The organism is Rhodococcus sp. 14-1411-2a (assembly GCF_002259485.1).
Classification (GTDB): domain Bacteria; phylum Actinomycetota; class Actinomycetes; order Mycobacteriales; family Mycobacteriaceae; genus Rhodococcoides.
Genome location: NZ_NPGA01000019.1, coordinates 172,138 through 187,432 on the forward strand (window position 1 = coordinate 172,138; position 15,295 = coordinate 187,432).

At 65.7% G+C, this 15,295-nt stretch carries 13 protein-coding genes; 9 read left to right on the forward strand and 4 right to left on the reverse strand.

What is annotated here, in order from left to right; translation table 11 throughout:
- Positions 1–62: 62 nt before the first annotated feature.
- Entirely contained in the window at positions 63–2,180 is a 2,118-nt protein-coding gene (locus CH291_RS19465) for a RecQ family ATP-dependent DNA helicase (protein WP_094640216.1), read from the reverse strand.
- 107 nt (positions 2,181–2,287) lie between these two features.
- On the opposite strand from CH291_RS19465, the gene crcB (CH291_RS19470) reads away from it, so the two are divergent.
- Positions 2,288–2,707 (forward strand): fluoride efflux transporter CrcB, encoded by a 420-nt coding sequence (gene crcB / locus CH291_RS19470; protein ID WP_082898928.1) that lies wholly within the window; start codon positions 2,288–2,290, stop codon positions 2,705–2,707.
- Positions 2,704–3,078 (forward strand): fluoride efflux transporter CrcB, encoded by a 375-nt coding sequence (crcB, locus tag CH291_RS19475; RefSeq protein WP_094640215.1) that lies wholly within the window; start codon positions 2,704–2,706, stop codon positions 3,076–3,078. The genes crcB (CH291_RS19470) and crcB (CH291_RS19475) overlap by 4 nt, the downstream gene beginning before the upstream one ends.
- A gap of 22 nt (positions 3,079–3,100) precedes the next feature.
- Here crcB (CH291_RS19475) and CH291_RS19480 read toward each other — a convergent pair whose 3' ends face one another.
- The 3 genes from CH291_RS19480 to CH291_RS19490 are packed head-to-tail and all read right to left on the reverse strand — an operon-like array spanning position 3,101 to position 4,797.
- Positions 3,101–3,505, reverse strand: a complete 405-nt coding sequence (locus CH291_RS19480) for a VOC family protein (protein ID WP_068052456.1) — start codon at positions 3,503–3,505, stop codon at positions 3,101–3,103.
- Between the two features lie 9 nt (positions 3,506–3,514).
- Positions 3,515–3,973, reverse strand: a complete 459-nt coding sequence (locus CH291_RS19485) for a helix-turn-helix transcriptional regulator (RefSeq protein ID WP_094640214.1) — start codon at positions 3,971–3,973, stop codon at positions 3,515–3,517.
- The gene (locus CH291_RS19490; RefSeq protein WP_373455150.1) at positions 3,970–4,797 is read right to left on the reverse strand and encodes a ribokinase; all 828 of its coding nucleotides are present in this window, start codon (positions 4,795–4,797) and stop codon (positions 3,970–3,972) included. The genes CH291_RS19485 and CH291_RS19490 overlap by 4 nt, the downstream gene beginning before the upstream one ends.
- Positions 4,798–4,936: 139 nt before the next feature.
- Between CH291_RS19490 and CH291_RS19495 the strand changes: the two genes are divergently transcribed.
- The 7 genes from CH291_RS19495 (at position 4,937) to CH291_RS19525 (ending at position 15,265) form a co-directional block, all read left to right on the forward strand.
- Positions 4,937–6,202 (forward strand): aspartate aminotransferase family protein, encoded by a 1,266-nt coding sequence (locus tag CH291_RS19495; protein ID WP_068052448.1) that lies wholly within the window; start codon positions 4,937–4,939, stop codon positions 6,200–6,202.
- A 53-nt stretch (positions 6,203–6,255) separates the two neighbouring features.
- Positions 6,256–9,111, forward strand: a complete 2,856-nt coding sequence (locus CH291_RS19500; RefSeq protein WP_094688543.1) for an FAD-binding and (Fe-S)-binding domain-containing protein — start codon at positions 6,256–6,258, stop codon at positions 9,109–9,111.
- A complete protein-coding gene (locus CH291_RS19505) occupies positions 9,108–10,580 on the forward strand; it encodes an NAD-dependent succinate-semialdehyde dehydrogenase (protein ID WP_094688401.1) in 1,473 nt (490 codons plus the stop codon). Before CH291_RS19500 ends, CH291_RS19505 begins: the two co-directional genes overlap by 4 nt.
- A 15-nt stretch (positions 10,581–10,595) precedes the next feature.
- Positions 10,596–11,309, forward strand: coding sequence for a GntR family transcriptional regulator (locus tag CH291_RS19510; RefSeq protein WP_230596661.1), 714 nt, complete (start codon positions 10,596–10,598; stop codon positions 11,307–11,309).
- A gap of 223 nt (positions 11,310–11,532) precedes the next feature.
- A complete protein-coding gene (locus CH291_RS19515; RefSeq protein ID WP_179276623.1) occupies positions 11,533–12,711 on the forward strand; it encodes a M24 family metallopeptidase in 1,179 nt (392 codons plus the stop codon).
- A 2-nt stretch (positions 12,712–12,713) separates the two neighbouring features.
- Positions 12,714–14,072 (forward strand): aminotransferase-like domain-containing protein, encoded by a 1,359-nt coding sequence (locus CH291_RS19520; protein WP_373455146.1) that lies wholly within the window; start codon positions 12,714–12,716, stop codon positions 14,070–14,072.
- Entirely contained in the window at positions 14,069–15,265 is a 1,197-nt protein-coding gene (locus tag CH291_RS19525; RefSeq protein WP_094688402.1) for a M20 family metallopeptidase, read from the forward strand. Before CH291_RS19520 ends, CH291_RS19525 begins: the two co-directional genes overlap by 4 nt.
- Positions 15,266–15,295 lie beyond the last annotated feature (30 nt).

Sequence of the window (15,295 nt, forward strand, 5' to 3'; positions counted from 1 at the left end):
TCGGCGCCCGGCTGGCTGTACCCGCAACGACGGAATTCAAACCACCCGCTTCCGACGGACCGCTACTTCGGTGTCGCCAAAGCGAACGGAAGCACCGCTTCGGCACCCGCAGTTCGCAGAGCCGACGTGGCGCAGGTGAACGTCCACCCGGTGTCGGTCAGCAGGTCGATCAACAGAATCGGCCCTGTCACGGACGATACGTCCGGAACGTCCCACGAGTCCACCAGCCCGGCGACCCTGAACGCCGAATTGGCCGCCGAGACCGGCGGATGACCAGCCCTGACCTGCATGACACCGAGATCGTCCAATTTTCCGACGGCGGCCAATCGCTCGGCGATCGATCGCACCAGCACCGGATGGGTGGGGGAGTCGAGAGCCAGAACGGCAGTCGGGCGCTGCTTCCAGTCCCAGTTGGCGAGCACGGTGATGCACGCCTTCTCCAATGCGTCGGTGGCCGGAGCATCGGGTGCATCGAGCAGGGCACGCAGCCGGCTGCCCCAGCCGAGGTCGGTGAGTCGACCCAGCACGCGCCCGGGTTCGTGTGGGTCGGCGATCTTGCCCGAGAGCGAGACACCCAGCTTCTTCATGCCGCTGGGCCACTGCTTTCTCGGCTGCAGGTCGATGCCCGGCCGGTCCAATCGTGCCCGTGCCGAGTCGACCGCAGCCGCATCCACCGACGCCGACAAGTGCTCACCGGTGCAGTTGTCGCACCGTCCGCACCTGTCGGACTCGCTACCGGGTGCGCCCAGATCCGGGTCGTCGAGTTGCCTCCGCAGGAACTCCATCCGGCAGCCGTCGGTGCCCTGGTAGTCGATCATGGCCTGCTGTTCGCGGTCCCTGGCCTGTTCGAGACGCTCGTAACGTCCCGCGTCGTACGTCCACTGCTCCCCGGTGGCCATCCAACCGCCACGAACGCGTCTGACCGCGCCGTCGACGTCGAGAACCTTCAGCACCATCTCCAGCCTGCTGCGATTGAGCTCGACCAAGGGCTCCAGCGCCTGCGTCGACTGGGCCTTGTCGGTGTTCAGGGCATCGATGACCTGCCGCACCAGATGCTCGCGGGGGAATGCGACGGAGGCGAAGTAGCTCCAGATCTGGCGATCCTCGTGACCGGGCAGCAGCACCACATCGGCGCGCTCGGTGGCGCGACCGGCTCGGCCTACCTGCTGGTAATACGAGATCGGAGACGACGGTGCCCCCATGTGCACGACGAAGCCGAGATCGGGCTTGTCGAAGCCCATCCCCAATGCGGAGGTGGCGACGAGGGCCTTGACTCGGTTGGCCAGCAGGTCACCTTCGAGCGATTCGCGCTCGGTCGGATCCGTCTGACCGGTGTAGGACGCCACCACGTGGCCCTGATCGGTGAGCAGCGCTGCGAGGTCCTTCGCGGCCGAGACCGTCAGCGTGTAGATGATTCCCGAACCCGGCAGGGTTTTCAGGTGATCGGCGAGCCACGCCGCCCGTTCGGTGGCGTTGGCGATCTTCACCACAGCCATGCGCAGAGAGTCGCGTGCGAGTCCGCCGCGCAGTACGAGCGTGTCGCCGCCGCCGACACCCAGCTGTGCCGCTACGTCGTCCACCACGCGGTCGTTCGCCGTCGCTGTGGTCGCGAGCACGGGGATACCGTCGCGCAACTCGGCGATCAGGGTTCTGATACGTCGATAGTCGGGCCGGAAATCGTGGCCCCAGTCGGAGACGCAATGTGCTTCGTCGACCACGACCAGGCCCGCATCACCTGCCAGGGACGGCAGCACCTGATCGCGGAAATCCGGATTGTTCAATCGCTCCGGACTGACCAGCAGCACGTCGAGCTCGCCCGAGGCGACCTGCTGATGGATGTCGTCCCACTCGGTCATGTTGCCGGAGTTGATGGTGGCAGCACGGACGCCCGCCCGCTCGGCGGAGGCAACCTGGTTGCGCATCAACGCCAACAGTGGAGAGACGATCACCGTCGGACCGAGGCCCTGTGCGCGAAGCAGTTTCGCCGCGATGAAGTAGACCGCCGACTTGCCCCAACCGGTCCGCTGCACCACCAGCGCCCGCCGCCGGTGCACGACGAGGGCCTCGATGGCCGTCCACTGGTCTTCCCGCAGCACCGCAGCCGGGCCGGCGAGTTCGCGCAACAACTCTTCTGCGCTCGCGCGCAAGTTCCCGGTCGTGGGCTCCGTGGTCGTTGTCATAGGCTCCATCGTGCAGCAAGCAACCGACATCCAACGCGGGCCGGTCGGAAACGGTCGGACCGTGCAGCCCGAGAGGACCAGCGGTGATCGATCCCGATTCCGATTCGATGCCGGCCGACCAGGGCCCCGTTCACCGTCACCTCTGGGCACTGGCCGTGGTGTTCGTCGGCGGTGCGGCGGGCACGGCTGTCCGCTACGTGATCGAGGAGCAGCTTCCGCATTCGGCGTCGCAATGGCCGACGGCCACCTTCGGGATCAACATCGCCGGTGCGTTCGTGCTCGGACTTCTGCTCGAGTCGCTGGTTCGCGGCGGGCCCGACGCAGGAGTTCGGCGCAGGTTACGGCTGCTGCTCGGTACCGGTTTCTGCGGTGCGTTCACCACGTACAGCACCTTCGCCCTCGAGACGGTGGACGGGATTCGAGGTGGGTTCACCGGGCTGGCATTGGCGTACGCAGTGGTCAGCGTGATTCTCGGAATACTTGCAGCCTGGGCTGGAATCGTGTTGGCAGGCAGGGTGATTCGATGATCGCGCTGTGGATCGCGGCGGCCGGCGGGTTGGGGGCAGTCTTTCGCTTCGTCGTCGACGCTGAAGTGAAGTCTTCTCTCGCGGCGCGGACGAGCTTTCCCTGGGCGACGGTCGGCATCAACGTGTCCGGATCGTTTCTGCTGGGTGTGCTGGCCGGATGGGTGATGTTCCGAGCCGGCTCCACCGACGTTCAAGCCGTCATCGGTACCGGGTTCTGCGGCGGGTACACCACGTTCAGCACGGCGAGTGTCGAGACGGTGCGGTTGCTACAGCAGGGGCGTCGACGCGATGCCGCCGTCAACGTTACAGTCACCGTGCTCGCGTCCGTGCTCGCGTGCGCAGGCGGCCTGGCGCTCGCGTCGTCGATGTAGGACGGTCGACGCGAGGACGAATTCATGCCTGGCTGACGCGCACCATGTTGCCGGCGGGGTCACGGAATGCCGCGTCGCGCGCACCCCACGGCTGACTCGTCGGCTCCTGCAGAATCTCGGCGGTGCCCGCCGCGCGAATTCTCTCGAAGGCCGCGTCGAGGTCGTCGGCACGAAACAGCAGGCCCGGAAGCTCGCCCTTGGCGAGCAGGGCCGCGATCTGATCGCCGAGTTCCTGCGACCGGCCCGCGTGGGGCTGCGACAGTACGATCTCGATCTCGGGTTGGTCGTCGGTGGACAGAGTGATCCAGCGGTAGCCGTCGTTGGCGACCTCGCTCTTGACCTCGAGTCCCAGAGCGTCGCGATAGAACGCCAACGAGGCATCGGGGTCGTCGGTGTAGACGTGTACGTGGCTCAGTGAAAGTGACATGGGGAAATGCTAGGACGCCCCGACCCTCGATGCTTCTTCGATTCTGCTCGATTTGGTGGCAGCCACGGTGCCGCGCATCGGCCGACCCAGAATCATGGCCGTGCACGTCGGCACCGCCCGGCTGTCGCGGTGGTCGCGGGCGCGGTATGCGCTCGGCGTCTCGCCGACGATCTCGGTGAACCGCGAACTGAACGATCCGAGACTGGTACAGCCCACCGCGAAGCACGCCTCGGTCACGGTCACATCGCCGCGGCGCAGCAAGGCCTTGGCGCGTTCGATCCGTCGAGTCATCAGATGTGCGTAGGGCGTCTCGCCGTAGGCCTCGCGGAAGCGGCGACCGAAGTGCGCGGTGGACATCAGTGCCGTGCGGGCCAGCGTGGGGACGTCGAGTGGCTCGGCGAATTCGCGATCCATCCGGTCTCGCGCGCGACGTAGAAGTTGGAGCTCCTCGAGGTCGGGGGCATTCATCCTGCGGCCGTATCTCGGAGTGCGTCGATGTCCTCGCGAGTACCGGAGGACGTACTCGCACCCGGTCTAGTCGCGGCGAAAGATCCCGCAGCGCAGGCCCATTGGACGGCCTTACGTGGGCCGTCGAACCAGGACGCGGCCAGTGCTCCGGCAAATGCGTCCCCGGCCCCGGTGGTATCGACGGCGTCGACGCGCGGAGCGGCGACCTCGAACGATTCCGAGCCGCGGTATCGAGCGCCTCTGGCACCGAGTGTGGTGATCACGTGCGCCACTTCGTTCACTCGGTTTCCGAGACGGGCTTCCTCGGCTTCGTTGACCACGAGCACGTCGGTGGCCGCCACCAGGGCGTCGGGCAGATCCTGAACCGGTGACGGGTTCAGTATCGTCACCACGCCGCGAGAGCGGGCGTACTCGAATGCAGTCACCACGGTATCGAGCGGAATTTCCAACTGACACAACAGGATAGCGGCGTCGGAGATGACGGCGAGGTCGTTGTCGGTGAGGTCCCGAACGTGTTCGTTCGCCCCGGGGACGACGACGATGCTGTTCTCGGCGTGATCATCGACGGAAATGGCGGCAATTCCGCTCGAACCCGGTGCCGTACGCAGCGCTCGGTCGTCCACGCCCGCGCTGGACAGTGTTCGGCGCAGTGTCTCACCGAATTCGTCGTCTCCGACCGCTCCGATGAACGACACCGGAACGCCGGCCTTGGCGGCGGCGATGGCCTGGTTGGAGCCTTTGCCGCCCGGTGAGGTGGTGAACGATGTGCCCAGCACTGTTTCGCCGGGGTCGGGCAGGGAGGGGGTCCGGGTGATCAGATCCATGTTGATGCTGCCGAGAACGACGATGCGGGGGTTCGAAGCGGACACCGACGAACTGTATCGCTCCGGTAGTCGGCCCTGACCCCGAACTGCCAATTGCAGATTGTTGACAATCTGAATTCGGTGAGTGACGATGGCACGCATGACAGCGTCGACTCGCACCCACCTCAGCCCGGCACTCAAGCAGGCGACCCCGATCGTCGTCGATCACGGAAAGGGCAGCTGGATCATCGGCACGGACGGGCGCAAGTACCTCGACTTCACCACCGGTATCGGCGTCACCAGTACCGGGCACTGCCATCCCCGCGTGGTCGAGGCCGCGCGCGAGCAGGTGGGCAAGATCATCCACGCGCAGTACACGACCGTCATGCATCAGCCGCTTCTGGCGCTGACCGACAAGCTCGGCGAGGTGTTGCCCGCGGGGCTGGACAGCGTGTTCTACGCGAACTCCGGGTCCGAGGCCGTCGAGGCATCGATTCGGTTGGCGCGCATGGCAACCGGACGGCCCAACATCATCGCCTTTCACGGGGGGTTCCACGGACGCACGGTAGCGGCCGCGTCGTTGACCACCGCGGGCACCAAGTTCCGTTCCGGATTCTCACCGATCATGGGCGGAGTGCACATAGCACCGTTCCCCTACGCCTTCCGGTACGGCTGGGACATGGACACCGCGGTCGCCTTTGCGCTCAAGGAACTCGACTACCTGCTGATGACGATGTCCAGCCCCGCAGACACCGCTGCGTTCATCATCGAACCGGTACTCGGTGACGGCGGTTACCTGCCCACGCCTCCCGAGTTTCTCGAGGGACTTCGCGAACGGGCGGACACCCACGGGATCGTCCTCATCGTCGACGAGGTCCAAGCAGGAGTCGGGCGCACCGGAAAGTTCTGGGGCCACCAACATTCGACCATCACGCCCGACATCGTCATCACCGCGAAAGGTCTGGCCAGTGGATTCCCGATCTCGGCCATCGCGGCGTCGACGGAGTTGATGGGCAAGGCGTGGCCCGGGTCGCAGGGCGGCACGTACGGCGGCAATGCCGTCGCCGCTGCCGCGGGTGTCGCCACGCTCGACGTCGTGCGTGAGGAAGGTCTGGTCGACAACGCTGCCGCGCAGGGCCGAGTTCTGCTCGACGGCCTGCTGGCACTGAAGTCCGAGCACTCCGCCATCGGTGATGCACGTGGACTCGGCCTGATGCAGGCACTCGAATTCGTCGACAGCGCAGGCAATCCCGATGCTGCGGCCGCCCTGCGCGTGCAGCAGGGTGCGATCGACGAGGGGTTGTTGCTGCTGACCTGCGGCGCGCTCGGCAACGTGGTCCGGATCATCCCGGCGCTGATCGTGAGCGACGACGAGATGCGGCAGGGCCTGGACGCGTTGTCGCGCACGCTGAAGAACGTACTGTGACATCTGCTCCGGTGCGGTCCCCGGTGCCGGCACTCGTGCAGCGAGTGCTGGAGATGGGTATCGAGATCGACGATTCGTCTCGACGGCTCGCCGAGTACTCCTACGACGCCTCGAACTACCGAATTCCGCCTGCGGCTGTGGTCTTCCCCCGTAGCGCCGACGAGGTTGCCTCCGTGATGATGCTGTGCGGGGCCGCGGGTGTCGCAGTGATCGGCCGCGGCGGCGGAACGTCCATGGCTGGCAACGCGATCGGCCGCGGAATCGTGATCGACTTCTCCCGCCACATGAATCGCGTGATCTCGGTGGACACCGACGCGCGGACCGCGGTGGTGGAGCCGGGAATCGTGATCTCGGAGTTGCAGCGTGAACTGGTGGCGCGCACCTCGGGGACGTTCACCTTCGCACCCGACCCGTCCAGCAAGACACGCGCGACGGTGGGCGGGGCAGTCGGCAACGACGCGTGCGGCAATCACTCGGTGCGCTACGGACGAACAGCCGACCACACGGTGGCCATGGACGTGGTCACCGCCGCCGGGCACCTACTTCGGGTGACCCGTAGCGGTGTGGAGGCAGTGCGTTCGGAGGATGCGGCGGCAATCGATGCAGCCGAACGTATCTCGCGCGAGTTGCAGTCGCTCGCGGCCGACAACCTCGCGCTCTTCAGAGTCGAGTTGGGCCGCATACCGCGACAGGTGTCCGGATTTCACCTCTCGCATCTACTGCCCGAGAACGGATTCGACGTTGCTCGTGCACTCGTCGGGAGCGAGGGCACGTGCGCGGTGATCGTTTCGGTCACCGTCGCCGTCGTTCCCGTGCCTCCGGCGGCGTTGTTGCTCTGCCTCGGATACGAGAACGTGGTGGCTGCTGCCGCCGACGTGACGGCCATTCTCGAGTTCTCGCCTGCCGCGGTGGAGGGCATCGACGACAACATCGCCCAGACGATGGAGTATCGGCGCGGACCGGATTCCATCCGCGGTCTGCCTGCGGGAAACGCGTGGCTCTACGTCGACCTCGACGGGTCCGATGCGGCCGAGGTCGAGGACAAAGCGGCCCGTCTGCTCGAGGCGCTCGGTCGTCTCGGCCGCGTGAAGGAAGGCCGCATCGTCACCGACCCGGCCGATCGAACAGCGCTGTGGCGAGTACGTGAGGACGGCGCAGGTCTGGCGACTCGACTCGCCAGCGGAGTCGAGTCCTGGGGTGGCTGGGAGGACGCCGCCGTCGCACCCGAGAACCTGTCCGCCTACCTCGCCGACCTGAATTCGCTTCTGGCCGAACACGATCTGACCGGCGTGATGTACGGACACTTCGGTGCGGGCTGCATGCACGTGCGCATCACGTTCGATCAGCGCACCGACGCCGGACGACGGGTGATGTACGACTTCCTGCGCGCCGCCGCGCGGGTGGTGGTCAAGCACGGGGGCAGCCTGTCGGGCGAGCACGGTGACGGCAGGGCCCGGTCGGAACTGCTCCCGGTGATGTACTCACCGCGCATGCTCGACGCCTTCGCGCGGTTCAAGCGCATCTGGGATCCCCGCGGGATTCTCAACCCGGGTTCGATCACCGATCCGGAACCGATGATGGACAACCTCATGCTGCAGGGCATCCCGCAGCGGGAATGGAAGACGACCTTCGATCTGCACCAGATCGGAACGCGGGCAGATCTGGATCCGTTCGTCCACGCCACTCAGTCGTGTGTCGGTGTCGGCAAGTGTCGTACGACGTCGGGCGGCGTCATGTGCCCCAGTTTCCGGGCGACCGGCGACGAGAAGGATTCGACGCGCGGCCGGGCCCGAGTGCTGCAGGAGATGGTGCGCAGTTCGCCGACCGTAGCCGACGGATGGGCATCGAAGGACGTAGCCGAATCGCTCGACCTGTGTCTGTCCTGCAAGGCCTGTTCGTCGGATTGTCCGGTCGGCGTGGACATGGCGACGTACAAGTCCGAGTTCCTCGATCATCACTATGCGGGGCGACTGCGGCCGCTCTCGCACTATTCGCTGGGCTGGTTGCCTCGCTGGCTGAAGGTGACACAGCGAACGGCACCGCTGCTCAACCGTCTGCTCACCCCGCGCATCGCGGCGCTGGCCGCTCGACTCGGTGGGCTCACCACCGAGCGGCCGCTGCCGCGCTTCGCGTCGGCGAAGGAACTTGCTGACGAGATACGGATCGGTGGAGGCCGCGCCGCCGACGTGGTGTTGGTGGTCGACACGTTCACCCGGGGTTTTCGGCCCGAGGTCGCGGGCGCAGCGCAGCGCGTGCTCGAGGATTCCGGCCGCAGCACCGAATGCCGGACCGACGTGTGCTGTGGCCTGACCTGGATTTCGACTGGCCAGCTGAAGGCCGCCCGCAAGCACCTCACGAAAGCCGTTGCTGCACTGGACGACGGCACCGACCGACCCATCGTCGTCACCGAACCGAGCTGCGCCGCGGCGTTCCGCAAGGACATGCCGGAGCTGGTTCCCACCGCGGCCGCGAGACGGGTCGCGGCGCGGGTGCAGAGTTTCGCCGGCGCGGTGATCGACCAGGCCGCTGCCGGGTGGGTGCCCTCGGCCGAGGTTCCCGAATCGGTGACGGTGCAGACCCATTGCCACGAATACGCGGTGTTCGGCAACGCCACCCAGCGCACGGCGTTGGCCGCCGTCGGTATCGAGGCGGTGCGCGAGGCCACCGGATGCTGCGGGGTCGCAGGAAACTTCGGCTTCGAGTCTCGGCACTACGAGCTCAGCATGGCCGTGGCCGAGCAGGCCCTCGCCCCGGCGGTTCGCGCCGCCGAGCCCGATACCCCGATTCTGACCGACGGATTCTCCTGCCACATGCAGGTGCGTCAACTCACCGGTGACCTGACCAGCGATGCGTCCGTACACCTGGCGCAGATACTCGATCCACGTTCGACGAAAGGACCGCGGCCATGACCGCCAGCTCTACCAGCCTCACGCGTCCGGAGATCACTGCTCCGACCGAACTGTTCGTCGGAGGCGCGTGGACCGCCGCTGCATCCGATGCCCGCTTCGATGTCGTCGATCCTGCCAGCGGCGAGGTCATCGCCAGGGTCGCCGACGGCGGCATCGTCGATGCCGAGAACGCCATGGCCGCAGCGGTCGATGCCGCCGCCGACTGGGCCGCGACTGCGCCGCGGGCACGCAGCGAAATCCTGCGCAGAGCATACGAATTGATCATGGCGCGGCAGGAGGAGCTCGCTGAGATCATCACCGCGGAAATGGGCAAGCCACTGGCCGACGCTCGTGGTGAGGTGGCGTACGGTGCCGAGTTCTTCCGCTGGTTCTCCGAGGAAGCGGTGCGCATCTCGGGCGATCACACCCTTACCGGAGACGGCAAGAACCGCATCGTGGTCACCCGGGCACCGGTGGGGCCGTGCATTCTCGTCACTCCGTGGAACTTCCCGTTGGCCATGGGAACTCGGAAGATCGGACCGGCGTTGGCCGCGGGATGCACCGTGGTGTTCAAGCCGGCCGAGCAGACGCCGCTGACCGCATTGGCCCTGGCGGAAATTCTGCACGACGCGGGTGTTCCGGCGGGAGTGGTCAACGTCGTGACCACCACCGACGCGTCGGGTGTCGTGGGCTCGTGGATGAGCAGCGGTGCGGCCCGCAAGATCAGCTTCACCGGATCGACTGCGGTGGGCAAGATTCTGCTCGAGCAAGCTGCGTCGACGGTGATGCGCACCTCGATGGAGCTCGGCGGCAACGCACCCTTCATCGTCATGGACGACGCCGACCTCGCCCGCGCCGTGGACGGTGCGATGGTCGCCAAGATGCGCAACATGGGTGAGGCGTGCACCGCCGCCAACCGGTTCTTCGTACATCGCAGTGTCACAGCGCAGTTCGCGGACAAGCTCGCCGAGCGCATGGGTGCGCTGTCGGTGGGGGCCGGTAGTGCGCACGGAACCGAGGTGGGTCCGCTGATCGACGAGGCGGGCCGCGCCAAGGTGCAGACACTCGTCGACGACGCCCTCGGGCGTGGCGCACGTGCGATCGTCGGGGGAGCGGCTCCGAACGGACCCGGCTACTTCTACCCGCCGACGGTCCTCACCGATGTCGATGCGGCGTCGGATCTGATGTCCCAGGAAATCTTCGGACCGGTGGCCGCAATCGTCCCGTTCGACACCGAGGACGAGGTGATCGCCCTCGCGAACGACACCGAATGGGGACTCGTCGGATATGTCTTCACCCAGGACATCGACCGGGCTCTGCGGATTGGGGAGCGCCTCGAGGTGGGAATGGTCGGCCTCAACACGGGTCTGGTGTCCAATCCGGCTGCGCCGTTCGGTGGCGTCAAACAGTCCGGACTCGGCCGTGAGGGCGGAAAAGTCGGAATAGACGAGTTTCTGGAGTACAAATACTTCGCCATTCCCCGAGGCTGAGAGAGGTTTTCGATCATGCCCAGTTCGAGACGATTGACGCCCATCGACGCACGCAACACGTCGATGGTCATTGCCGACCAGATTCGCGACCGCATCATCGACGGGTCCTACGCCCCCGGGGAGCAGATCAACGAGGCCAACGTCGCCGCGGAACTCGAGATCTCGCGGGGACCGGTGCGGGAGGCGCTGCAGCGCCTCAATCAGGAGGGGCTGCTCGTCAGCTACCGAAATCGCGGCGTGTTCGTCGTCGAGCTGAGCAGTGAGGATGTCACCGAGATCTACGAATCCCGCGCGGCCATCGAGGTCGGTGCCGCGTGGACTCTGGTGCACGGGGACCGTGCGCGCCTGGTGTCGGCTGCCGACGAGCTCTCGGCCATCGTGATGCAGATGCAGCCGTTCATCGATCGGGCGGATTGGCGAGGTCTTGCCGAACGGGATCTGGCGTTTCACACCGCACTGGTCGCGGCGACGCGCAACAGCCGAATGTCGCGCATGTACGCCACGCTCGCGGCGGAGGCACGTATCTGCATGGCCAACCTCGAAACTGCGTACTACCGGCCGGAGGCGTTGGTGGAGGAACACCAGCTGATCGTCGACCTGTTGCTCGGATCGGATTGGGACGCACTGGAAAAGGGCGTGCACGAGCACATGGACACCGCCATCCACGACCTGACCCGTGCCATGGTCGAAGAGCAGGCCGAACACTCGGCACTGGCCACTCCTGGATAGTCGCCGGTCCGGCAACACAGCATTTACATCCGAAGTCTTGCGAACCTCTCACGACAGCGCCTAGCCTGATTGTCAACAATCTACTAAACCGACCTCATTGAAGGGGGTGCCCGTGAACGACTCACCCGACGCCGCCTACGTCACCGCACTCGGACCCGACGAGACCACAGGACGGGCCGCTCCCGGCCTCGCTCGGTACCCCGATGTTCCGAACAGCACGCCGATCACGTTCACCGACGAGGAGTACGCCTTCCGGCTCGCTGCCGTCCGCGAGCGGATGGCAGCGCAGAACCTCACCGCGCTCATCGTCACCGATCCAGCGAACCTCTACTACCTGCTCGGATACAACGCGCTCTCGTTCTACACCCCGCAGATGCTGTACGTGCCCCTCGAGGGAGAGATGTATTTCTTCGCCCGCGAGATGGACGCCAACGGCGCGTTCCGCACCTCGTGGCTTCCGCAGGATCGAACATTCGGCTACCCCGAAACGTTCGTGCAGCGCAAGGACACGCACCCGTTCGTCTGGGTAGCCGCGAAACTGCGCGAACTGGGACTGGTGAACAACTTCGAGCACGGCCAGGTGGGGCTGGAGATGGACTCGTACTACTTCAGTCCCAAGGCTTTCGAGGCACTCGTGAAGTCACTGCCCGAATATCGCTTCACCGACTCCTACGAGCTCATCAACTGGGTGCGCGTGGTCAAATCGCCCGCGGAGATCGCCCTGATGCGCGGCGCCGCGAAAGTCTGCGAATCGGCAATGTCGGCTGCGTACCAATCGATCTCGGTCGGTGAACGGCAGTGCGACGCGGCCGCGGCCATCATGAACGCACAGGTACGCGGCACCGAGGAGTTCGGCGGCGACCATCCGGCCATCGTCCCGATGCTGCCCACCGGTGCCGGAGCCGACACCCCACATCTGACCTGGTCGCATCAACCCTTCGTGCGCGGCGAGACCACCGTCGTCGAACTGGCCGGAGTGTTTCGGCGCTACCACATCCCCATGGCGCGCACGATCGTGCTCGGAAAGCCGAGTCCGCGTATGGATTACCTCGCCAAGTCCACCGGAGAAGCACTGAACGACGTGCTCGCGACCGTGCAGGCGGGCGTCACCGCGACCGAACTGGCACAGGTATGGAACACGAGCCTGGCCAAGCACGGACTGCACAAACCGTCGCGCATCGGCTACTCGATAGGCATCGCCTACGCACCCGACTGGGGTGAGCGCACCGTGAGCCTACGCACCGACGACGACACGGTGCTCGCCCAGAACATGACCTTCCACATCATCGGCGGAATGTGGATGGACGACTACGGATACGAGGTATCCGAGGCCGTTCGCGTCACCGAACCCGGCCTCGAAACCTTCACCGCATACCCCCGAGAACTACTGACGAAGGAGTGAGCATGACCGCATCAACGAAGGGTCGTTCCGCAGGCTCCACTCCTGCTCCGAAGGGTCGTTCCGCAGGCTCCACTCCTGCCACCCAAAGTCGTTCCGCAGGCTCCACTCCTGCCACACCCGGTCGTTCCGCAGGCTCCACTCCTGCCATTCCCTGGGCCCTGCGGACCGACAAACTGGTGGGATCGGTGATCGATTCCTCGACATCGCTCCTCGCTGCACAGAAGCACGACATCGTCAGATTCGCCATGGGATCTCCTGCCGCCGAGACCGTTCCGGCCGCTGCGTTCACCGAGATCGCCGGCAGCGTACTGACTGCCGACGCGTTCGACTACGGTGCCACCGAGGGCGATCCGGGCTTGCTCGACGCGTTGCTCTCGTACCTCGATTCGGTCGGCGAGCCCACGTCCCACGAGCGAGTGGTGATCACCTCCGGCGGAATGCAGGGGCTCGACATCGCGTGCAAGCTGTTCGTCGATCCGGGCGACCTGGTGATCGTCGAAAGTCCCACGTACACCAACGGAACCGCCACCGTGCTCAGCTACGGAGGCGACATCCTCGAGGCCCCGATGGACAGTGACGGCCTCATCGTCGAGGCATTGCCGGAGCTCGTCGAGCGTGCTGGTCGAGTGCCGAAGATGATCTACGTGATTCCCAACTTCCAGAACCCGTCCGGGGTCACCCTGTCGCTCGAGCGCCGACAGCTGCTGATCGAGCTGGCGCACCGGTGGGGATCGGTGATTCTCGACGATGATCCGTACGGCCTGCTCCGCTTCTCGGGTGATCCGATTCCCAGTTTCGGCACGCTCAGTCCCAACGACCCGTTGATCTTCTCTGTGCGGACCTTCTCCAAGATGATCGCCCCAGGCCTGCGCGTGGGATGGGTGGACGCTGCCCCGGAGGCACGGCAGTTGATCGTCAACGCCAAGCAGGCCATGGACACGTGCACCAACCTGCCCGGTCAGCGGATGGTGGCCGAGTACATCCGGCGCGGCCTGCTCGACGAGCATCTTCGATCGTTGGCCTCGGTGTACCTGCCCCGCAAGGTCGCGATGCAGAACAGCATCGACAAGTACTTCGGCGAGTCGATGTCCACGACGGACCCCGAGGGAGGGTTCTTTCTCTGGGCGACGTTGCGCGGCAACGACGTCGACTTCTCGACGCAGGACCTGTTCGAGACGGCACTGGCAGAGGGTGTGGCCTACATACCCGGGCCGGCGTTGTCGGTGGGTGGGAAGTTCCACGATTCGTTGCGGCTGTGCTTCGCCTCGTCGACGCCCGAACGCATCGACGAGGGAATCAGACGGCTGGCGGCAGCGGTGGACAAGTCGAAGCACCTGCTCGCCTCCGATCCCACCCGATGACCGTTTCGACTTCCGAAGGCGCTCTTCTCAGTTCGATCGACGAGCACGAGATCGTCTCTCTGACTGCGGCATTGATCGATGCCGGTGGCGAGAACCCCGGCGACACCGAGGAGAAGACTGCGAAGGTGCTCGCCGAGCACTGTCGCGCACTGGGATTCGACGTTCGGACTGTCGAGGTGGCTCCGGGGCGACCCAACGTCATCGTGTCCATCGGATCCGACGAGCGGCCGGGAGTGCTGTTCGTCGGCCACTCGGACGTGGTTCCGGCGGGTACGGGCTGGACCACCGATCCGTTCTCCGCGGTCGTTCGAGACGGCCGAATTTTCGGCCGCGGGGCCTGCGACATGAAAGGCGGCCTGGCCGCAGTGGTCGCGGCGATGACCGCAGTGCATCGCGCCGGTCTCGCGGACGAGTATCCGATGACCTTGGCGTGTCTGGTCGACGAGGAGGACACCGGTCTCGGTATCCGAGCATTCGTCGCCGCGCTTCCGCACCCGAACTACAGCTGCTGCGTGGTGGCAGAGCCGACGGACCTGGTCACCATCGTCGGATGTCGAGGGGCGGCGAACCTGGAGATAGAGGTGCGTGGCCGTTCCGCGCATGCGGGGCAGCCGCGCAACGGGGCCAACGCAATTTCCGCGGCAGCGCGCATCATCGGGATCATCGAGGGCTCCCAGGCCGAATTGGATGCCAACCCCGACCCCGATCTGGGTCCGGCCACGTGGAACGTGGGGACGATAACAGGAGGCACCGGCACATCGATGGTCGCCGATCGCTGCGTGCTCACCGTCGACCGCCGTCTGGTACCGGGAGAGAGCGCTGCCGGTGTCGTCGGCGACCTGCGATCGCGCATCGAATCGGCCGGCCTGACCGGCGGCGACATCGACGTTCGCATCGGAATCGCGATGGAGATGCCGGGCTTTCTGACCAGCGTGAACGATGGATTGGTCACCACCGCAGCGCAATCGGTCCTCGACACCGGATCTGCACGTTCGACTGACATCTGGACCGCATCGTGCGATGGTGGTTTCGTGGCACAGCAGATGGGTATCAAGACCGTCGTGCTCGGTCCGGGGGAGATCGAAAGCCAAGCACATCGGCCGGACGAGTCCGTCGCCGTGCAGCAATTGACCGACAGCGCAAGGGCGTACGCGTTGATCGCCACCAGAATTGCTGCGCTACCAGCGCTTTAGCGTTGCACGAGGGGGTGGGCCGAACCGTAT

What these genes read in the sequence shown, in the direction of transcription:
- CH291_RS19465 (WP_094640216.1), bottom strand. Translation starts at nt 2,180, where the DNA reads ATGACAACGACCACGGAGCCCACGACCGGGAACTTGCGCGCGAGCGCA.
- crcB (WP_082898928.1), top strand. Translation starts at nt 2,288, where the DNA reads ATGCCGGCCGACCAGGGCCCCGTTCACCGTCACCTCTGGGCACTGGCC.
- crcB (WP_094640215.1), top strand. Translation starts at nt 2,704, where the DNA reads ATGATCGCGCTGTGGATCGCGGCGGCCGGCGGGTTGGGGGCAGTCTTT.
- CH291_RS19480 (WP_068052456.1), bottom strand. Translation starts at nt 3,505, where the DNA reads ATGTCACTTTCACTGAGCCACGTACACGTCTACACCGACGACCCCGAT.
- CH291_RS19485 (WP_094640214.1), bottom strand. Translation starts at nt 3,973, where the DNA reads ATGAATGCCCCCGACCTCGAGGAGCTCCAACTTCTACGTCGCGCGCGA.
- CH291_RS19490 (WP_373455150.1), bottom strand. Translation starts at nt 4,797, where the DNA reads ATGGATCTGATCACCCGGACCCCCTCCCTGCCCGACCCCGGCGAAACA.
- CH291_RS19495 (WP_068052448.1), top strand. Translation starts at nt 4,937, where the DNA reads ATGACAGCGTCGACTCGCACCCACCTCAGCCCGGCACTCAAGCAGGCG.
- CH291_RS19500 (WP_094688543.1), top strand. Translation starts at nt 6,256, where the DNA reads ATGGGTATCGAGATCGACGATTCGTCTCGACGGCTCGCCGAGTACTCC.
- CH291_RS19505 (WP_094688401.1), top strand. Translation starts at nt 9,108, where the DNA reads ATGACCGCCAGCTCTACCAGCCTCACGCGTCCGGAGATCACTGCTCCG.
- CH291_RS19510 (WP_230596661.1), top strand. Translation starts at nt 10,596, where the DNA reads ATGCCCAGTTCGAGACGATTGACGCCCATCGACGCACGCAACACGTCG.
- CH291_RS19520 (WP_373455146.1), top strand. Translation starts at nt 12,714, where the DNA reads ATGACCGCATCAACGAAGGGTCGTTCCGCAGGCTCCACTCCTGCTCCG.
- CH291_RS19525 (WP_094688402.1), top strand. Translation starts at nt 14,069, where the DNA reads ATGACCGTTTCGACTTCCGAAGGCGCTCTTCTCAGTTCGATCGACGAG.